This is a genomic window from Aeromicrobium yanjiei, from assembly GCF_009649075.1.
Classification (GTDB): Bacteria; Actinomycetota; Actinomycetes; order Propionibacteriales; family Nocardioidaceae; genus Aeromicrobium; species Aeromicrobium yanjiei.
The window spans coordinates 1,990,906-2,008,947 of the sequence record NZ_CP045737.1; the positions used below are offsets into that span (position 1 = coordinate 1,990,906).

An 18,042-nucleotide genomic window follows, 5' to 3' on the forward strand; every position below is an offset into this window, starting at 1 on the left:
ACTCTATTGAGATATCAACTCAAAACCATGCACACCCTGATCCCACACGAGTGTGGGGGGTGCTTGGTGGTTCCCGGACGTATCTCGGGAACCTCACAGTGGACGCGGTGTACATCTTTGTAAGAAACAAGCCCTCGGCCTATTAGTACCGGTCAGCTCCACACATTGCTGTGCTTCCACTTCCGGCCTATCAACCCAGTGGTCTGCTGGGGGCCTTACCTGGTAAACCAGTGGGAAACCTCATCTTGAAACACGCTTCCCGCTTAGATGCTTTCAGCGGTTATCGCTTCCGAACGTAGCTAACCAGCAGTGCTCTTGGCAGAACAACTGGCACACCAGAGGTTCGTCCATCCCGGTCCTCTCGTACTAGGGACAGATTTTCTCAAGTTTCCTACGCGCGCGGCGGATAGGGACCGAACTGTCTCACGACGTTCTAAACCCAGCTCGCGTGCCGCTTTAATGGGCGAACAGCCCAACCCTTGGGACCTGCTACGGCCCCAGGATGCGACGAGCCGACATCGAGGTGCCAAACCATCCCGTCGATATGGACTCTTGGGGAAGATCAGCCTGTTATCCCCGGGGTACCTTTTATCCGTTGAGCGACGCCGCTTCCACTTGCCAGCGCCGGATCACTAGTTCCGACTTTCGTCCCTGCTCGAGCTGTCACTCTCACAGTCAAGCTCCCTTGTGCACTTACACTCGAAACCTGATTGCCAACCAGGCTGAGGGAACCTTTGAGCGCCTCCGTTACATTTTAGGAGGCAACCGCCCCAGTTAAACTACCCATCAGGCACTGTCCCTGATCCAGATAATGGACCTAGGTTAGATATCTAGTACAGCCAGAGTGGTATTTCAACGATGACTCCACACTCACTGGCGTGAATGCTTCACAGTCTCCCACCTATCCTACACAAGCTGAACCAAACACCAATACCAAACTATAGTAAAGGTCCCGGGGTCTTTCCGTCCTGCCGCGCGTAACGAGCATCTTTACTCGTAGTGCAATTTCGCCGAGTCCATGGTTGAGACAGCGCCCAAGTCGTTACTCCATTCGTGCAGGTCGGAACTTACCCGACAAGGAATTTCGCTACCTTAGGATGGTTATAGTTACCACCGCCGTTTACTGGGGCTTAAGTTCTGTGCTTCGCTTGCGCTGACACGTCCCCTTAACCTTCCAGCACCGGGCAGGAGTCAGTCCGTATACGGCGTCTTTCGACTTAGCACGGACCTGTGTTTTTAGTAAACAGTCGCTTGGGCCTGGTCTCTGCGGCCGTCAACGCTTCTCGCAGCAAGTGCGATAACGAATCGGGCCCCCCTTCTCCCGAAGTTACGGGGGCATTTTGCCGAGTTCCTTAACCATGGTTCACTCGATCACCTTAGTATTCTCTACCTGACCACCTGAGTCGGTTTGGGGTACGGGCGGCTCTAGATCTCGCTAGATGCTTTTCTCGGCAGCATAGGATCACTCACTTCGACAAAATTGTCTCCCCATCAGATCTCAGGCATGTGAATGACGGATTTGCCTATCATTCGCCCTACGTCCTTAGCCCGGGACAACCATCGCCCGGGATGAGCTACCTTCCTGCGTCACACCATTGCTTGCCTACTACCAGATCGGGTCATGCGCTGCCCCGGCGTCGCTCCGAAGAGTCCAGCCGGCTTAGGGCACTTAGCATCACTGGGTTCGGCATGGGCGATCTAATGCCGGTACGGGAATATCAGCCCGTTGTCCATCGACTACGCCTGTCGGCCTCGCCTTAGGTCCCGACTTACCCAGGGAAGATTAGCTTGACCCTGGAACCCTTGGTCATTCGGTGGAGGAGTTTCTCACTCCTCATTCGCTACTCATGCCTGCATTCTCACTCGTGTAGCCTCCACGGCTGGATCACTCCGCCGCTTCGCTGGCCACACGACGCTCCCCTACCGATCCATGCGCCTGGACCACGAAGGCCTGGCTATTGCATGAATCCCATAGCTTCGGTGGATAACTTGAGCCCCGCTAAATTGTCGGCGCGGAATTACTTGACCAGTGAGCTATTACGCACTCTTTCAAGGGTGGCTGCTTCTAAGCCAACCTCCTGGTTGTCTCTGCGACTCCACATCCTTTTCCACTTAGTTATCGCTTTGGGACCTTAGCTGATGGTCTGGGCTGTTTCCCTCTCGACAATGGAGCTTATCCCCCACTGTCTCACTGCTGCGCTCTCACTTATCGGCATTCGGAGTTTGGCTGGGTTCAGTAAGCTTGTAGGCCCCCTAGCCCATCCAGTGCTCTACCTCCGACAAGAAACACGCAACGCTGCACCTAAATGCATTTCGGGGAGAACCAGCTATCACGGAGTTTGATTGGCCTTTCACCCCTATCCACAGCTCATCCCCCCAGTTTTTAACCTAGGTGGGTTCGGTCCTCCACGCGGTCTTACCCGCGCTTCAACCTGGCCATGGATAGATCACTCCGCTTCGGGTCTAGATCCTGCAACTATGGTCGCCCTATTCGGACTCGCTTTCGCTACGGCTACGGCTCAACGCCTTAACCTCGCTACAGAACGCTAACTCGCAGGCTCATTCTTCAAAAGGCACGCTGTCACCCGTCACAAGGACGAGCTCCAACGGATTGTATGCACATGGTTTCAGGTACTATTTCACTCCCCTCCCGGGGTACTTTTCACCTTTCCCTCACGGTACTAGTCCGCTATCGGTCATCGAGGAGTATTTAGGCTTAACGGGTGGTCCCGCCAGATTCACACCGAATTTCAGGGGTTCGGTGTTACTCGGGGTAACGCAAAAGAGCCATGAGCTTACGTGTACGGGGGTATCACCCTCTATGCCGCGACTTTCCAGTCGGCTTTCACTTCACTCATGGTTTATGACTCTTTGTCTGCTCGGCAGAACAGACCATGCGGCCCCACAACACCCCAAATACAACGCCTGCCGGCTATCACATACTTGAGGTTTAGCCTGATCCGGTTTCGCTCGCCACTACTACCGGAATCACTTTTGTTTTCTCTTCCTGTGGGTACTGAGATGTTTCACTTCCCCACGTTCCCTCCTACTGCCCTATGTGTTCAGACAGAGGTACTCAGACTTTACTCTGAGTGGGTTTCCCCATTCGGACATCCCCGGATCACAGGTCGGTTGTCACCTTCCCGGGGCTTTTCGCAGACTCCAACGTCCTTCATCGGCTCTCGATGCCAAGGCATCCACCATGTGCACTTAGTAGCTTGTTGTTACTACAAAGATGCTCGCGTCCACTGTGAAGTTCTCAAAATACGTTCGGTCCCACATACCAATCCCACGCCTACCAAACCAACACCCTTGCGAGGTGTCGAACCTGGTGGTTCGAGGGGATATGCGGTCCAAGGAAACAACTCTGACGAGCTGATCCCTCAGGACCCAACAGTGTGCCTGATTCGGTAACAAATTTCCCAGCGACTTTCCACGCCCTTGCGAGCAGTACTGACCCTGGTGGGCTGCTACCAAGCCAAATAATCGACGATCCACTAGTGAGCTGAGACGCACCAACACATTCGGCTGGTAAACGTCTCAATGGACAACCACCACGATGGGCAGCTGCCAGATGCTCCTTAGAAAGGAGGTGATCCAGCCGCACCTTCCGGTACGGCTACCTTGTTACGACTTCGTCCCAATCGCCAGCCCCACCTTCGACAGCTCCCTCCGTAAACGGTTGGGCCACTGGCTTCGGGTGTTGCCGACTTTCATGACGTGACGGGCGGTGTGTACAAGGCCCGGGAACGTATTCACCGCAGCGTTGCTGATCTGCGATTACTAGCGACTCCGACTTCATGGGGTCGAGTTGCAGACCCCAATCCGAACTGAGACCGGCTTTTTGGGATTCGCTCCACCTTACGGTTTCGCAGCCCATTGTACCGGCCATTGTAGCATGCTTGAAGCCCTGGACATAAGGGGCATGAAGACTTGACGTCATCCCCACCTTCCTCCGAGTTGACCCCGGCAGTCTCCTATGAGTCCCCACCATTACGTGCTGGCAACATAGGACGAGGGTTGCGCTCGTTGCGGGACTTAACCCAACATCTCACGACACGAGCTGACGACAGCCATGCACCACCTGTAAACCGACCACAAGGGGGGCCGTATCTCTACGGCTTTCCGGCATATGTCAAACCCAGGTAAGGTTCTTCGCGTTGCATCGAATTAATCAGCATGCTCCGCCGCTTGTGCGGGCCCCCGTCAATTCCTTTGAGTTTTAGCCTTGCGGCCGTACTCCCCAGGCGGGGCGCTTAATGCGTTAGCTGCGGCACGGAGACCGTGGAAGGTCCCCACACCTAGCGCCCAACGTTTACGGCATGGACTACCAGGGTATCTAATCCTGTTCGCTCCCCATGCTTTCGCTCCTCAGCGTCAGGTAATGCCCAGAGAACCGCCTTCGCCACCGGTGTTCCTCCTGATATCTGCGCATTCCACCGCTACACCAGGAATTCCGTTCTCCCCTGCATACCTCTAGTCTGCCCGTATCGGAAGCACGCTCAGGGTTGAGCCCTGAGTTTTCACTCCCGACGCGACAAACCGCCTACGAGCCCTTTACGCCCAATAATTCCGGACAACGCTCGGACCCTACGTATTACCGCGGCTGCTGGCACGTAGTTGGCCGGTCCTTCTTCTGCAGGTACCGTCACTTTCGCTTCGTCCCTGCTGAAAGAGGTTTACAACCCGAAGGCCGTCATCCCTCACGCGGCGTTGCTGGATCAGGCTTTCGCCCATTGTCCAATATTCCCCACTGCTGCCTCCCGTAGGAGTCTGGGCCGTGTCTCAGTCCCAGTGTGGCCGGTCACCCTCTCAGGCCGGCTACCCGTCAATGCCTTGGTGAGCCATTACCTCACCAACAAGCTGATAGGCCGCGAGCTCATCCTTCTCCGCCGGAGCTTTCCACCTCCAAACATGCGAAAGGAGGTCATATTCGGCATTAGCCATCGTTTCCAATGGTTATTCCAAAGAGAAGGGCAGATTGCTCACGTGTTACTCACCCGTTCGCCGCTCGTGTACCCCCGAAGGGGCCTTACCGCTCGACTTGCATGTGTTAAGCACGCCGCCAGCGTTCGTCCTGAGCCAGGATCAAACTCTCCGTTGAAGCAGCTAAAGCGCTGCCAAACTTCAGTTCAACCTGACAAACTATTTGCTGACAAATAAATTGTCGGAATTGATTCCATCAAGCCAACCAAACAAACCCGAAAGTCCATCTGGCAAGTCTCGACGGGGTACTACTAATTAATCTCGTCGACTTTTGGCACACTGTTGAGTTCTCAAGGATCAGACGCTCACCTCGACCCAGCCACTGGCTGAATCTCAGGGCAACTCGTCCAACTTACACGGCTCGTTTTCACCGGTCAAACCCGGGTCGGTCACCATGTCGCTCTGCGTTCTCAGCGATCCGTTCCCTGGAGCCAGTGAAGGCTCCGTGCCGTTGATCGTTTCGGTTGAGCTGGCTGGAAGCTCGCATCCGGCTGGCGTTTCGGCCTGTCCGCTTGCTGCGCTGTCCAACAAGAAGAACATTACGGGTGCGTCTCCCGGTCCGTCAAATCGCATTCGCGTGCTCCATGCCACAGTCGGCGGGAGCCCTGAAATGACGGGGATCAGCTGATGCGGACGCCTGAGACGGACCGTTTGCCTTTGCGAACGACCGCCCACGTGCTGTAGAGGAGCAGATCGCCCTCGAGCACCTGGTCGGGGTCCGTGACCCGCACGTTGTTGACGTACGCACCCCCGTCGGCGACCGCCCGGCGTGCGGCGGACTTGCTGTCGGCGAGGCCCGATGCGACGAGAGCGTCGACGATCGTGGGTCGGTCGGCCGCGCTGAGGTCGGCGGCGCCGGCCTCGCGCAGGGCGGCGGCCAGCGTGGGCTCGGGCAGCTCGCCCAGCTCTCCCCTGCCGAACAGCGCACCGGCGGCGAGCTCGGCCGCCGCGGCCTCGTCTGCCCCGTGGACGATCGTGGTGACCTCCGCTGCGAGGCGTCGCTGTGCGAGGCGCAGCCCCGGCTTCTCGGCGTGCTCGGCTTCCAGCACGGCGATCTCCTCCAAGGGAATGAAGGTGAACTGGCGCAGGTACTCCACGACCTTGGAGTCCTCCGCCTGGATCCACGACTGGTAGAAGGCGTACGGGCTGGTGAGATCGGGGTCCAGCCAGACGGTGCCCGACTCGGTCTTGCCGAACTTGGTGCCGTCCGCCTTGGTGATCAGGGGCGTCGCGAGCGCGTGGACCTTGCCGGCGTCCGCCCGGCGGATCAGCTCGACCCCTGCCGTGATGTTCCCCCACTGGTCGCTGCCGCCGGTCTGCAGCACGCAGCCGTGCCGCCGGTAGAGCTCCAGGTAGTCCATGGACTGCAGGAGGACGTAGCTGAACTCGGTGTAGCTGATGCCGGACTCCAGCCGGCTGCTGACGACGTCGCGGGCGAGCATCCGGTTGACCGGGAAGTGCTTGCCGATGTCGCGAAGGAAGTCGATCGTGCTCAGGCCGGCGGTCCAGTCGAGATTGTTGACGAGCGTCGCGCCGGTGGGTCCGTCGAAGTCCACGAACCGGGAGACCTGCGAGGCGATGCGCTCGACCCACTCACCCACGGTCTCCTTCGTGTTCATGATCCGCTCCCCCGCCTCCTTGGGGTCGCCGATCAGCCCCGTCGAGCCCCCCACCAGGAGCAGCGGCTTGTGGCCGGCGAGCTGGAGGCGTCGGGCCGTGAGGATCTGCAGCAGGTTGCCGATGTGCAGACTCGGCGCCGTCGGGTCGAACCCCACGTAGTACGTGACCGGCCCCGCTGACAGCTCCGCTCGCAGTGCGTCGCGGTCCGTCGAGTGCGCGATCAGTCCGCGCGCGTCGAGGTCGTCCAGAACATGTGTCACAGCAGTGCCTTTCGGGGTCGGTCGATCACCGCGACTGTATCGCGGTGGCCTGCGGCCCCTGCGGCTACGGCTTGACGGCCACGACGGGCACCGAGGCGTCCAGCAGGATCTGCTGCGCGACACTGCCCATGAGGATCTTGCCGACCGGGCTGCGGCGGCGGATGCCGATGACGATCGACGTCGCACCCGCCTGCTCCGCCTCGAACAGCACCGCGTCGGCGACGTTCTCGCCCACGGCCTGACGGATCTCGTACTCCACCTTGTCCGCGTCGAGCCTCTCCGCCAACGACTGCACGTGGTTGCCGCGTGCGAAGCCGGTGTCGAGGCGCGGCTCGACCCGGCTGATGTTGATGAGCACGATCCGGTCCCCGGAGGTCTTGGACTGCTCGACGGCCCAGTCGAGGGCCGCGCGCCCGAACTCGTCGGGACGGTAGGCGACTGCAATTGTCATGACATGAAACTACTACCTCGAGCCACCCTTGCGGAAGTGGAATGCCGGCGGATGCCGCGACGTTGACGAGCGCGTGAACGAGACGGTGAAGGTCGACATCTGGTCAGACATCGCGTGCCCGTGGTGCTTCCTCGGCAAGCGCCGGTTCGAGACCGCGGCGGCGCAGTTCGCGGCGAGCGGCGGGACGGTGGAGGTCGAGCTCCACTCGTTCGAGCTGGCGCCCGACACCCCGGTCGACTTCGAGGGCAGCGAGATCGACTTCCTGGTCAGGCACAAGGGCATGGACGCCGGTCAGGTCGAGCAGATGCTGGCCCGGATGACCGACCTGGGCGCGGCTGAGGGCCTCGCGTACGACTTCGCCGCCCTCCAGCACACCAACACGATCAAGGCCCACGAGCTGCTGCACTTCGCCAAGGGCAGGGGGCGGCAGCTCGAGATGGCCGAGCGGCTGTTCACCGCCTACTTCGAGGAAGGCCGTCACGTGGGCCGCGTCGACGATCTCGCGGACCTCGCGGCCGAGATCGGCCTCGACCGCGAGGAGGCCCTCGAGGCGCTCAAGAACGAGGAGCTCCTGCCGGCCGTCCACGCCGACCAGGCCCAGGCGACCGCGTACGGCATCAACGGCGTGCCGTTCTTCGTGATCGACGGCCGCCTCGGCGTGTCCGGTGCGCAGGACCCCGCCGTCTTCCTCGAGGTCCTGCACAAGGCCCGCGCCTAGTCCAGCAGGTCGTCCGCCCCGTCAGGCTTGACGGCCAGCACCGGGCAGGTCGCGTCGAGGATCAACCGCTGCGCCACGCTGCCGAGCACCAGCTTGCCGACCGGCGTGCGTGGACGGATGCCGACCACGATCAACGACGCAGCCGTCTCGGCGGCCGCGTCGAGCACGGCACCTGCGATGTCGGGCACGACGTCGTGCCGCACCTCGGTGTCGACGTCGAGCCTGCCGAGAACCTTGTCGAGCCGCGCGACGTCCTCGGCACCGGCGAACATCCGGTCGACGTACGCGTCGCCCTTGGTCGGGTTGACGACGACGAGGCGCTCCGAGCGGCGCATGGCCTCCGTGGCCCCGTACGAGAGCGCCGTGTGACCGAACTCGTCCGGGCTGAACATGACGACGACACTCATGAGGACGCCTCTTCCTTGATGGGTTCTTCCCGGGTGGGTTCTTCCCGGGTGGGCCGTAGCCCGTTGACGACGATGTAGACCAGCGCGAGGGCGATGATCGCGTACACGATCACTGCGACGGGCTCGCTCCACAGGGTGCTGACGTCCCCTGAGGAGATCTGGAGCGACGTGGTCAGCTGTTCCTCGAGCTTGGGACCGAGGATCACCGCGATGATGAGCGGCAGCACCGGGAGGCCGAACCGCCGCATCGCGAGCCCCAACAGACCGATGACGAGCAGGATCGCGAGGTCGAAGGGCTGGAAGCTGACGCTGTAGGCGCCCAGGGAGGCGAAGAACAGGATCCCTGCGTAGAGGTACGGCCGCGGGATCTGCAGCAGCTTGGCCCACAGCGGCGCGAGCGGCAGGTTGAGCAGCAGCAGGAGCGTGTTGCCGATGAACAGGCTGGCCAGCAGCGCCCACACGAGCGTGGGCTCGGTGTCGAACAGCTGGGGACCGGTCTCGATGCCGTAGCTCTGGATGGCCAGCAGCATGATCGCTGCGGTGGCCGTGGTCGGCAGGCCGATCGCGAGAAGGGGCACCAGCGTGCCGGCGGCCGAGGCGTTGTTGGCCGCCTCCGGACCTGCGACGCCCTCGATGGCACCCTTGCCGAACTCCTCGGGATGCTTGGTCAGCTTGCGCTCGGTGACGTACGACAAGAAGGTCGGGATCTCCGCTCCTCCCGCGGGCAGTGCGCCGAACGGGAAGCCGAGAGCGGTGCCCCGTAGCCAGGGCTTCCACGAGCGGCCCCAGTCCTGGCGGCTCATCCAGGGCTGTCCCACCGGGATGATGTCGAGGGGACGACGACGCAGGTGCGCCGCGACCCAGAGCGCCTCGCCGATCGCGAAGATGGCCACCGCGACCACGACGATGTCGATGCCGTCCGCGAGCAGGGGGCTGCCGAACGTCAGCCGCGGCTGGCCGGTCTGCCCGCCGACGAGCCCTATCGCCAGGCCGAGGAAGAGGGCGATGAACCCGCGCAGGCGGGAGGTGCCGAGGACTGCGGTGACCGCGAACAGCGCCAGCAGGATCAGGGCGAAGTTGGACGGGTTGCCCAGCTTGACGACCTGTCCGGCGACAGTCGGCGCGAACAGCACGAGCAGCAGCGTGCCGATCGTGCCGGCGACGAAGGAGCCGATCGCGGCTGTCGCGAGGGCCTGCGCCGCACGTCCCTTCTTGGCCATCTTGTTGCCCTCGATCGCGGTCACGACCGAGGACGACTCCCCCGGGGTGTTGAGCAGGATCGAAGTGGTCGAGCCGCCGTACATCCCGCCGTAGTAGATGCCGGCGAACATGATCAACGCGCTGTCGGGCCCCACGCTGTAGGTGATCGGCAGCAGCAGCGCGAGCGTCATCGCGGGCCCGATGCCCGGCAGCACCCCGACGGCGGTGCCGAGGAAGACCCCGAGCACCGCGTAGAAGAGGTTCTCGAGGGTCAGCGCCGACTGGAAGCCCTCCATCAGCAGGTCGAGCGAGCCCATCACAGGATCCCGTCCAGGACGCCGGCCGGGATCGCCAGACCCAGGCCCGAGTAGAAGCCGTACCAGGTGCCGACCGACAGGGCCACGCCCACGCCGACGTCACGGATCAGCGTCCGGCTCCCGAGGACCCATGCGGTCCCGACGAACAGGATCGCTCCCGTGATCGCCCAGCCGAGCCAGTCGATCAGCGCGATGTTGACGGCGAAGACCGCGACCAGCTTGGCGACGGTCGCCCAGTCGCTCGGCTGGGTCAGGTCGACGTCCTCGCCCTCCTCGGCCTGCGGCACGTCGCCGCGGGCCGTGGCGATCGCCAGCAGCACCGCGAGGCCGAGCAGGACCGCCCCGACGGCGTACGGGAAGGCGTACGGCTGGACCGGCTGGTCCGCGAAGCCGTCCTCGAGGGTCGTGGCGTCGTACAGGATGTAGGCACCGACGACACCGATGAAGGCGGCCATCGCGTATTGGGCCTTGTCGATGATCCTGGTGCCCGCCTCTGTGGGCTTGTCGATCACGCTCATGTCAGTCCCAGCTCCTTCAACGTCGTCTCCACGCGCTCGTCCTGCTCGCGCAGGAAGGTCGCGAACTCCTCGCCGGTGGCGAACGAGTCGATCCAGCCGTTGCGCTCGACCGCGTCCTTCCAGCCCTTGGTCTGGTGCATCTTGGTGAACATCGCCACCAGCCGGTCCCGGGACTCCGCGGAGATGCCGGGTGGCGCGAGGATGCCCCGCCAGTTGGCGAAGGTCATGTCGACCCCGGACTCCTGCAGCGTCGGGGCGTCGACGTTGTCCAGACGCTCGGCCCCCGACACCGCCAGCACCCGGAGCGAGCCGTCCTTCAGCTGTCCCTCGAACTCGCTGGGGCCGGACGTGCCGACGTCGATCTTCTTGCCGAGCAGCGCGCTCGTGAGCGGCCCTCCCCCGTCGTACACGATGTACTTGACCTGCTTCGGGTCGACGCCGATGGTCTTGGCCATCTGCATCGGGAAGAGGTGATCGGGCCCTCCGGGCGACGAGCCGCCGCCGATCGTGACGCTCCCGGGATCGGCCTTCCAGGCCTTGACCAGGTCCTGGACGGTCCTGAACCGCGAGTCCTTGGGCACGATGAGCGCCTCCTGGTCCTCGATGAGGCGGGCGATGGGGGTGGCGTCCGAGACACGGGCGTCCGACTCGTTCGTGTAGGTCGCGCCGACCACGCCGAGGCCCATCGACATCACGAGGTCGTCGACGCCCTCCTCGTTGAGCAGGCGCTGCATCGCGACGGTGCCACCGGCACCGATGACGTTGGTGACCTCGAACCGGCCGGACAGCTCGGCGTCCTCCAGGACGCGGGCGGCAGCGCGTCCGGTCAGGTCGTAGCCGCCTCCCGGGCTGTTCGGGATGTACATGCTGAGGCGACGGTTCGCCTCCCCCTCGCCGCCGCGGGTGACCCCGCACGCAGAGAGGGTCACCGCCGCGACGAGCGCGAGGGCGACGGCCGCTCGAGCTCGGTGGGTGCGCCTGGTCGACGTCATGGAACCTCCTGGGGTCGACCCGAGCATGGCGCGAAAGTGTGCCGTGGGTCACCATTGCGGAAGCAAAGGAGGTTGTGGACATTGTGGTCACTGCGGCAACGACGGCTGACGCTCGCCGGACAGTTCCTCGTCCTCCAGCTCATCGTGGTCGCTGTCGTGCTGGCGATCGTCGCGGTGATCTCGCTGCGGCAGTCGACGGCGTCCTTCGCCTCCGACCGGGGGACCCAGATGAGATCGGTCGCCGAGAACCTCGCCAACACCTCCGTGGTGCGCGACCAGGTCACCGGGCTCGACCCGGCGGCGGGTCTCGCACCCGCGATCAACCGGGCGGTGAGCCTGTCGGGCGCCACCGACGTCGCGGTCGCGGACCCCGGCGGCATCGTCATGTCGTCGTCCGACCCGCGCTTGATCGGGACACCGGCGGCGCTGGGTGACTCCGGCGTGCGTGAGGGCCGCGGCTGGACCGGGGACGTCGACAGGAGCGGGCGCCGGTACGTCGCCGGGCACGCGCCCATCATCGACGACAACGGGACCCTCGTCGGCCTCGCCCTCGCCGAGCAGCGCTATCCCAGCGTGTGGGCACGGCTCACCGACGCCGCGGGCGACCTCATCCTGTACCTCGGGGTCGGGGCGCTGCTCGGGGCCGCGGGCTCGTGGCTCGTGTCGCGCCTGGTGAAACGACGGACCCGGGGCCTTGAGCCCCATGAGTTCGCGACGCTTGCCGATCACCGTGAGGCGCTCCTGCACAGCATCCGCGAGGGCGTCATCGCGGTCGACACCGACGGCCGGGTGACGATGGTCAACGACGGTGCGCGTGAGCTGCTCGGACTGGACGAGGACCCCGTCGGCCGCCGCGTGGACCAGCTCGGGCTGCCCGATCAGGTCGCTTCGGTGCTCACCGGCGGGACCGAGACCCACGACGTCGTCCTGCTCGTCGGCGACCGCGTCGTCGTGTGCAACCAGCGGTCCGCGTCCAGCCGCGGCGAGGGCATCGGTACGGTCACCACCATGCGTGACCGGACCGAGCTCGTCTCGATGCAGAGCCAGCTCAGCTCGAACCTGTCCATCACCGACACGTTGCGGGCGCAGACGCACGAGTTCGCCAACCAGCTGCACACGATCTCCGGGCTCGTCCAGCTGCGGGAGTACGACGAGGTGACCTCGTTGGTCGGGACGCTGACGCGCCGGCGGCAGGCCATCAGCGATGCCGTCACGCGGCGCATCAAGGACCGGGCGGTCGCGGCGCTGCTGATCGCGAAGTCCAGCGTGGCGGCCGAGGCCGGCGTGACGCTCACGATCGCGCCCACCTCGAGCCTGCCTCCGCTGCCCCAGGCCGTCTCGGCCGACCTGACGACCATCATCGGCAACCTGATCGACAACGCCGTCGACGCGTGCAAGGCCGGCCCCGACCCGTCCGTGCGCGTGGATCTGCACGCCTCGGACCGCGAGGTCGTCCTGGAGGTGCGTGACTCGGGCCCCGGGGTGGACGAGGAGGTGACCGACGCGATCTTCAGCCGCGGCTTCTCGACCAAGCCCGAGGTGCCCGGCGGCCGGGGCATCGGCCTGCCGCTGGTGCGGCTGGTCTGCCGGCAGCGCGGCGGATCGGTCACGGTCGAGCCGGGGCCCGGCGCCGTCTTCCGGGTACGCCTGCCCGTGGACCTCACGTGATCGGCGTGCTGGTCGTCGACGACGACTTCATGGTCGCGGGCATCCACTCCAGGTTCGTCGCGCGCACCCCGGGATTCGAGGTCGTGGGCACCGCGCGCACAGGAGCCGAGGCCCTGCGCATGTGCGCCGACCTCGACCCGGGCCTCGTGCTCCTGGACGTCCACCTGCCCGACATGAGCGGGCTCGAGGTGCTCCAGTCCCTGCGGGCGGCCGGCAGCGCGGTCGGCGTCGTCATGGTGACGGCTGAGCGGGACGCCGAGGCGGTGCGAACGGCCCTGCACGGCGGGGCGATGCAGTATCTCGTCAAGCCGTTCGAGTTCGACGACTTCCTGGCCAGGATGCAGCGCGTCCGGGAGTCCCTGACGACGCTCGCGGGCGGCGCCCCCGACCAGGCCGCGATCGATCGCGCGTTCGGCGGCCCCACCTCGGTCGCCGCGACCGCGCTGCCCAAGGGCCTCAGCCCGGAGACCGCCCAGCTCGTCCAGGAGGCACTCGCGGACGCCCGCGAGCTGTCGGCGGCCGACTGCGGCGAGCGGGTCGGCCTGTCGCGGGTCAGCGCACGCCGCTACCTCGAGTACTTCGTCGACCAGGGGCTCGCGACGGTGCGGCTCAACTACGGCAATGCGGGACGGCCCGAGCGGCGCTACCGCCCCAGGCCCGTCTAGACCGGACACACCTCACGCGCGAGGGCTGCGGCGGTACGCGGAGACCGTCGGGTCGCCGGTGACCCAGAAGCGCCACGGCACGTCCGCGGCCTTGGACACCCCGACACGGGGGCCGCAGGAGATCCGCGGGTCCGTGTCCGGCGGGTCCCCCAGGCGTACGCCCTCGGGCGTCAGCAGCTCGGCGCCGAGGTCGTCCAGGGACAGCCCGAGGGCCCGGGCGAGGTTGCCAGGCCCTCGGGCCAGCATCACGTCCTTGACGCCCGGTCGGCGCGACCGCGCGACCTCGATGCCCTCGACCACCTCGCCCGCGCGGACCAGCACCGCGGACGCGGTCTCGGTCGGGCCGGTCACGACGTTCGCGCAGAAGTGCATCCCGTACGACCGGTAGACGTACAGCCGCCACGCGGGGGCGTACATGATCTCGCTGCGCGGAGTCCGCGTGTAGGCGTGCGAGGCGGGGTCGAGCACTCCCCCGTACGCCTCGACCTCGGTGATCCGGACCGCGGCGCCGTGGCCGTGCAGCACCCGCCCGAGCAGGCCGCGGGCCCGCTCGACCACCTCGGGGGTGCCGCCGGGGTCGCTCAGGAGACCGACTCGATGACGACGTCCTTGGCCGGCGAGACGCCGTCGGAGGCGTTGCCGTCCTTCTCGATCTCCTTCGCGACCGCCAAGCCGGCGTCGTCGACTTTGCCGAAGACCGTGTAGCTCGCCGGGAGGTCGGAGTCGGCCAGGACGATGAAGAACTGCGAGCCGTTGGTGTCGGGGCCCGCATTGGCCATCGCGAGGGTGCCCGCGGGGTACGTCTCGTCGCCCTTGAGCTCGTCGGCGAAGCTGTAGCCCGGTCCGCCGGTGCCGGTGGCCGAGGGATCTCCGCACTGCAGCACGAAGCCGGGGACGAGACGGTGGCACTTGGTGCCGTCGAAATAGCCCTGCTCGGCGAGCGACACGAACGAGCTGACCGTGCAGGGCGCGGACTCGGGGGTCAGCGTCGCCTTGATGTCACCCCGGTTGGTCGTGATCGTCACCTCGTCGGCCGCCTTCGGCGTGCTCGGCGGCAGCTCGGCCTTCTTGCCGGGCTCGGAGACCTTCTTGTAGGTGCACGATCCGCCGCCCGCAGGCGCTGACGTCGTGGCGGACGACTCGGGCTTAGCGGACGACGTGTCCGAGCCCTTGTCGTCGTCGTCGGACCCGCCGCAGGCGGCGAGCAGGGACACCAGGAGCACGGACGCCGTGGCGGCGAGCAGTCGAGAGCGCATGTCCCGAGCGTATCGACCGCTCCCCCGCACGTCCCTCCCGAGTGGCGCAACCCGATCCGCGAGTGGCGCAGTTCTGCACGACACGCCGTCTCAGAACCTTCAGACTGCGCCAGTCGCGGATCGGGGGGTGGGGTCAGGGCAGGCGGGAGCGGAGCTCGGCGAGCTGTTCGGTGACGCGGACGAGGGCGGTGCCGCCGCGCGAGTCGCGCGAGGCCAGCGAGCCCTCGACCGTCAGCACCTCGCGCACGCCGGGCGTGAGGGCCGGCGAGATCGCGGCGAAGTCCTCGTCGCTGAGGTCCCACAGCTCGATGCCGCGCTGCTCGCAGAGCTGGACGCAGGCCCCGGACAGCTCATGGGCGTCCCGGAACGGCACGCCCTCGCGCACGAGCCACTCCGCGATGTCCGTCGCCAGCGCGAAGCCCTGCGGGGCGAGCTCCTGCATGCGCTCGGTGTTGAAGGTCAGCGTCGCGACCATGCCGGTGAACGCGGGCAGCAGGACCTCGAGGGTGTCGATCGAGTCGAAGACCGGCTCCTTGTCCTCCTGCAGATCGCGGTTGTACGCGAGCGGGAGCCCCTTGAGCGTCGCGAGCAGACCGGTCAGGTTGCCGACCAGCCGGCCCGACTTGCCCCGCGCGAGCTCGGCGATGTCGGGGTTCTTCTTCTGCGGCATGATGCTGGACCCCGTGGAGTAGCCGTCGTGCAGCGTGACGAAGTCGAACTCCTTGGTGTTCCAGATGATGATCTCCTCCGCGAGGCGGGAGAGGTCGATGCCGATCTGCGCAGTGACGAACGCGAACTCGGCCACGAAGTCGCGCGCGGACGTGCCGTCGATCGAGTTGGCGGTCGATCCGGTGAACCCGAGATCGGCCGCGACCTTCTCGGGGTCCAGCCCGAGCGACGATCCCGCGAGGGCGCCGGCGCCGTACGGGGAGTCGGCTGCGACGCGCGCGTCCCAGTCGGCGAGCCGCTCCAGGTCACGCACGAGCGGCCACGCGTGCGCCAGCAGGTGGTGCGACAGCAGGACCGGCTGGGCGTGCTGCAGGTGCGTACGTCCCGGCATCGCGACGCCCAGGTGGGTCTCGGCCTGCTCCGCGATCGCCCGGGCGAGGTCGGTGACGAGCCCGCCGATCCGACGCCCGTGGTCGCGCAGGTACATCTTGAACAGGGTCGCGATCTGGTCGTTGCGCGAGCGCCCCGCACGCAGACGTCCGCCGAGATCGGGTCCGAGGCGCTCGAGCAGACCGCGCTCGAGGGCCGTGTGCACGTCCTCGTCGCCGGGCTCGGCGACGAACGCGCCGGACTCCACGTCCGCCGCGAGGGCGTCGATGCCGGCGATCAGGGCCGTGCAGTCGTCGCGGCTCAGCAGGCCGGCCGCCTGCAGCACGAAGGCGTGGGCTCGCGAGCCCGCGAGGTCGTAGGGCGCGAGTCGCCAGTCGAAATGCGTCGACCGCGACAGCTCGACGAGCTCGGGCGACGGGCCGGTGGCGAAACGTCCGCCCCAGAGCGCAGTCTTCTGCGTGCCGTCAGCGGGGTCGTGGGAGGTCATGGGTTCTCCTTCGGGTGCGGACCGGCGAGGTCCGTGAAGCGTTGCGCCACGGCGGCGCCGCCGGCGGGGTCGCGACTGATCATCAGCACGGTGTCGTCGCCGGCGATCGTGCCGAGCACGTCCTCGGGGGCGGAGTGGTCGATCGCGGCGGCAAGGTACTGCGCGGCGCCGGGCGGCGTGCGCAGCACCACCAGGTTGGCCGAGGCCTCGACCGTGACGAGCAGCTCACGGACCATGCGGCCGAGCCTCGACCGGGCCGCGTAGCCGCCGGAGGCGGGCCGGGGCGTGCGATCGCCGCCCTCGGCCGGGACCGCGTAGACCAGCCCGCTGCCCTCGTGGCGCACGCGGACCGCGTCGAGCTCGACCAGGTCGCGCGAGACCGTCGACGGCGTCGCGTTGACGCCCTGCTCCTCCAGCAGGTCGACGAGCTCGCCCTGGGACCGCACCGCGTGCCGGGACAGCAGCTCGACGATCAGCTGCTGCCGCGCGGTCTTGCTGTCCGCCGCGCTCATCGCGCCTCCGGCTGGCTCAGCAGCCAGACCAGCAGTGCCTTCTGCGCGTGGAGCCGGTTCTCCGCCTCGTCCCAGACGACGCTCTGCGGGCCGTCGAGCACCTCCGAGGAGATCTCGAGCCCCCGGTACGCCGGGAGGCAGTGCAGCACGATCGCGTCGGGCGCGGCGAGCTTCAACGCGTCCTCGGTGATCGAGAAGTCGCCGAACAGCCGCAGCCGGGCGTCCTTCTCGGCCTCCTGGCCCATCGAGACCCACGTGTCGGTGATGACGACGTCGGCCCCGCCGATCGCGGCGGCGGGATCCTCGGTCACCTGCACCGATCCCCCGGTACGCTCGGCGATCGCCGTGGCGTCGTCGACGATGTGCCCGGCCGGCTGGTAGCCCGAGGGCGAGCCGATGCGGACGTGCATGCCGGCCGTCGCGCCGCCCAGCAGGTAGGAGTGGCCCATGTTGTTGGCGCCGTCGCCGAGGTACGCCACCGTCAGCCCGGCGAGGTGGCCCTTGTGCTCGATCACGGTCTGCCAGTCCGCCAGGATCTGGCACGGGTGGAAGTCGTCGCTCAGGGCGTTGACGACCGGCACCCCGGCGTGGGCCGCCATCTCCTCGAGACCGGACTGGGCGTACGTCCGCCAGACGATCGCGCTCGTCATCCGGCCCAGGACGCGGGCGGTGTCGGCCGTGGACTCGCCGCGGCCGCCCTGCGTGGTCGCGGTGTCGAGGATCAGCGGGTTGCCGCCGAGATCGGCGATGCCCACGCCGAACGACACACGGGTGCGGGTCGAGGCCTTGTCGAAGATCACCGCGACCGTCTGCGGGCCCGCGAGCGGCTTGCGTCCGTACGGATCGGCCTTGATCGCCGCCGCGAGGGCCAGCACCTCGGCCTGCTCCTGCGGGCTCAGGTCGTCGTCCCGCAGGAAGCTGCGCAC

Annotated in this window: 14 protein-coding genes and 2 rRNA genes; 3 read left to right on the forward strand and 13 right to left on the reverse strand. The window is 65.9% G+C overall.

All coding sequences use genetic code 11. The features are described 5' to 3' along the window. Window positions 1–122 precede the first annotated feature (122 nt). The 4 genes from GEV26_RS09875 to GEV26_RS09890 all read right to left on the reverse strand — a co-directional run bounded on the left by GEV26_RS09875 (window position 123) and on the right by GEV26_RS09890 (window position 7,317). Window positions 123–3,224: ribosomal RNA gene (locus tag GEV26_RS09875) — 23S ribosomal RNA — on the reverse strand. A gap of 361 nt (window positions 3,225–3,585) precedes the next feature. Continuing rightward, a 16S ribosomal RNA gene (locus tag GEV26_RS09880) occupies window positions 3,586–5,104 on the reverse strand. Together the 16S and 23S rRNA genes form the textbook arrangement of a ribosomal RNA operon. Window positions 5,105–5,606: 502 nt before the next feature. Next, window positions 5,607–6,866, reverse strand: a complete 1,260-nt coding sequence (gene tyrS / locus GEV26_RS09885; protein WP_153652910.1) for a tyrosine--tRNA ligase — start codon at window positions 6,864–6,866, stop codon at window positions 5,607–5,609. A gap of 64 nt (window positions 6,867–6,930) precedes the next feature. Next, window positions 6,931–7,317, reverse strand: a complete 387-nt coding sequence (locus GEV26_RS09890; protein ID WP_153652911.1) for a universal stress protein — start codon at window positions 7,315–7,317, stop codon at window positions 6,931–6,933. Window positions 7,318–7,390: 73 nt separating this feature from the next. Between GEV26_RS09890 and GEV26_RS09895 the strand changes: the two genes are divergently transcribed. Next, window positions 7,391–8,035: a DsbA family oxidoreductase gene (locus GEV26_RS09895; protein ID WP_153652912.1), complete on the forward strand. Its 645-nt coding sequence runs from the start codon at window positions 7,391–7,393 to the stop codon at window positions 8,033–8,035. Here GEV26_RS09895 and GEV26_RS09900 read toward each other — a convergent pair. The 4 genes from GEV26_RS09900 to GEV26_RS09915 are packed head-to-tail and all read right to left on the reverse strand — an operon-like array spanning window position 8,032 to window position 11,469. Continuing rightward, entirely contained in the window at window positions 8,032–8,442 is a 411-nt protein-coding gene (locus tag GEV26_RS09900) for a universal stress protein (RefSeq protein ID WP_153652913.1), read from the reverse strand. The genes GEV26_RS09895 and GEV26_RS09900 overlap by 4 nt on opposite strands. Continuing rightward, window positions 8,439–9,959 carry a tripartite tricarboxylate transporter permease gene (locus GEV26_RS09905; protein WP_153652914.1) on the reverse strand — a complete coding sequence of 507 codons (1,521 nt, stop codon included), beginning with the start codon at window positions 9,957–9,959 and terminating at the stop codon, window positions 8,439–8,441. The genes GEV26_RS09900 and GEV26_RS09905 overlap by 4 nt, the downstream gene beginning before the upstream one ends. Further along, the gene (locus GEV26_RS09910; protein ID WP_153652915.1) at window positions 9,959–10,477 is read right to left on the reverse strand and encodes a tripartite tricarboxylate transporter TctB family protein; all 519 of its coding nucleotides are present in this window, start codon (window positions 10,475–10,477) and stop codon (window positions 9,959–9,961) included. Before GEV26_RS09910 ends, GEV26_RS09905 begins: the two co-directional genes overlap by 1 nt. After that, a complete protein-coding gene (locus GEV26_RS09915; protein WP_153652916.1) occupies window positions 10,474–11,469 on the reverse strand; it encodes a Bug family tripartite tricarboxylate transporter substrate binding protein in 996 nt (331 codons plus the stop codon). The genes GEV26_RS09910 and GEV26_RS09915 overlap by 4 nt, the downstream gene beginning before the upstream one ends. A gap of 81 nt (window positions 11,470–11,550) precedes the next feature. Between GEV26_RS09915 and GEV26_RS09920 the strand changes: the two genes are divergently transcribed. After that, window positions 11,551–13,137 (forward strand): sensor histidine kinase, encoded by a 1,587-nt coding sequence (locus GEV26_RS09920; RefSeq protein WP_153652917.1) that lies wholly within the window; start codon window positions 11,551–11,553, stop codon window positions 13,135–13,137. Next, a complete protein-coding gene (locus tag GEV26_RS09925) occupies window positions 13,134–13,802 on the forward strand; it encodes a response regulator (protein ID WP_153652918.1) in 669 nt (222 codons plus the stop codon). The genes GEV26_RS09920 and GEV26_RS09925 overlap by 4 nt, the downstream gene beginning before the upstream one ends. Before the next feature lie 12 nt (window positions 13,803–13,814). Here the strand turns inward: GEV26_RS09925 and GEV26_RS09930 are convergent, their stop codons facing one another. The 5 genes from GEV26_RS09930 to argF form a co-directional block, all read right to left on the reverse strand. After that, complete coding sequence (locus GEV26_RS09930; RefSeq protein WP_243838691.1) at window positions 13,815–14,360, reverse strand: DNA-3-methyladenine glycosylase; 546 nt, start codon at window positions 14,358–14,360, stop codon at window positions 13,815–13,817. Between the two features lie 23 nt (window positions 14,361–14,383). Continuing rightward, window positions 14,384–15,058, reverse strand: coding sequence for a peptidylprolyl isomerase (locus GEV26_RS09935; RefSeq protein ID WP_153652919.1), 675 nt, complete (start codon window positions 15,056–15,058; stop codon window positions 14,384–14,386). Window positions 15,059–15,191: 133 nt separating this feature from the next. Further along, window positions 15,192–16,604, reverse strand: a complete 1,413-nt coding sequence (argH, locus tag GEV26_RS09940; RefSeq protein ID WP_153652920.1) for an argininosuccinate lyase — start codon at window positions 16,602–16,604, stop codon at window positions 15,192–15,194. Next, window positions 16,601–17,116 (reverse strand): arginine repressor, encoded by a 516-nt coding sequence (locus tag GEV26_RS09945; protein WP_153652921.1) that lies wholly within the window; start codon window positions 17,114–17,116, stop codon window positions 16,601–16,603. The genes argH and GEV26_RS09945 overlap by 4 nt, the downstream gene beginning before the upstream one ends. Beyond that, window positions 17,113–18,042: an ornithine carbamoyltransferase gene (gene argF, locus GEV26_RS09950; protein WP_424923852.1), complete on the reverse strand. Its 930-nt coding sequence runs from the start codon at window positions 18,040–18,042 to the stop codon at window positions 17,113–17,115. Before argF ends, GEV26_RS09945 begins: the two co-directional genes overlap by 4 nt.